Here is a 1,545-nt window from a genome sequence, read left to right as displayed (position 1 = left end):
GACTATTTGCCAAAACACCGATCGATGAGATATTAACGATTTGACCGGCTTGCTGCTCTATCATACCGGGCAAAAAGGCTAAAATGATTTTGACCGCGCCAAAGTAGTTAATGTCCATCGTCCGCTCAAAATCATGAAAACGATTGACAGATTCGTGAACTGAGCGGCGGATTGAGCGCCCTGCATTATTGACTAGCACATCAACGCGATCAAAATCAGCTTTAATTTGTTCGCTCACCTTTTCGATATCGTCCATGTCTGTCAAGTCACAAGGATAGTAGCTGGCTTTGCCGCCAAGCTCTACGATATTTTCTTTAACCTTTTTTAGTTTGTCTTCAGTACGTGCCAGCATAATAACGTGTGCGCCGCATTCGCTTAATAGATAAGCGGTGCGCTCTCCGATGCCGCTTGATGCCCCCGTAATAATAATGTTTTTGCCTTTAACAGACTTAGAAATCGTTTTTTTCGAGGGATTAGCCATAAGATAGATGTCCTTTTTGTGGGTGGTTATCGATACATTAACATTCCATATTAATGCCTACATTTACAATAGCAAAGATAACTTATCAAACCTGCTATGTATTTTGTCGCTTAACCATTGTTAGTTGATGGCTAAAATTTGTCAAGTTTATTGTTAGAACGCAGCGACAAAAGGAGCTATTGCTTTTATAAGAGGTATTCTAAGACATAAATGACTTTTGATAATTCTTCATTTATTGAATAAAACAAGTATTGAATTCAAACAAGGTGTCACAGTATCGCTATGCTTATTTGATAAAATAAACATATTTATACAGATAGGAGAATGTTTTGATTGAGACCTTAGCGCACTATATCGATCTAATTGCCAAAATCGTTGAGGTGATTGGTGTTCTGATCATGTTTTTAGGGCTGTTTTACGCACTGTACCGAGGTATCAAGGTGACGGGCGGTTTTAATCATGATACTTATGTCGAAATCAGGCAAACCGTAGGCAAGTCTATCTTGTTAGGACTTGAGGTCTTGATTGCCGCTGACATTATGGCGACGGTGGTTACAGAACCGACCTTGCGCGGCGTATTGGTTTTAGGCCTTATTGTGCTGATTCGTACGTTTTTAAGCTTATCACTGCAAGTGGAGCTAGAGGGTCGTTTCCCTTGGCAACAAGAGAAAGCGCCGCAGAGCGCACAGCGTGTGCACGAAAAAATCTATGATGAGAATCTAGAACCATAAGTAACCTAGAGTCATAAGCCAATCAAAGTCATAACTAACTTAAAATCATGACTCATAAGCTATGATAAAAATATGCTGCATAAATAATAGAGCAGGCACAGTGCTACAGGCATGACGCTATTCGTGTGCTTGCAAGAAGCGCTCGACCACCTTAAATTGTCCAGCGGTACTCTCCTCACCATACATCGCTTGACGAAAGGCGTTGGAGTTTGGAATACCTGTAGTGTACCAAGCAATATGTTTGCGGGCGATACGACAACCAGAGTACTCGCCATAAAACGCATATAGCTCTTGTAAATGCGTGAGTACAATATCTTTAATCTCACTCACACT

The 1,545-nt window shown here is 40.8% G+C and carries 3 protein-coding genes; 1 reads left to right on the top strand and 2 read right to left on the bottom strand.

The genetic code is table 11. The features are described 5' to 3' along the window. Positions 1–481: SDR family NAD(P)-dependent oxidoreductase (locus tag ACTXGO_RS13540; protein WP_443574890.1), on the bottom strand; the 481-nt coding region annotated here is incomplete at its 3' end. A gap of 329 nt (positions 482–810) precedes the next feature. Here ACTXGO_RS13540 and ACTXGO_RS13535 point away from each other — a divergent pair. Beyond that, entirely contained in the window at positions 811–1,212 is a 402-nt protein-coding gene (locus tag ACTXGO_RS13535) for a DUF1622 domain-containing protein (RefSeq protein ID WP_443574889.1), read from the top strand. 117 nt (positions 1,213–1,329) lie between these two features. Here ACTXGO_RS13535 and ACTXGO_RS13530 read toward each other — a convergent pair. Then, a partial coding sequence (locus tag ACTXGO_RS13530) for a tRNA-dihydrouridine synthase (RefSeq protein ID WP_443574888.1) occupies positions 1,330–1,545 on the bottom strand: 216 nt, incomplete at its 5' end.

It is taken from the genome of Psychrobacter sp. T6-1 (assembly GCF_052258445.1).
The sequence above is the reverse complement of the archived record's forward strand: the minus strand, read 5'-3'. Positions and strand labels throughout refer to the sequence as shown.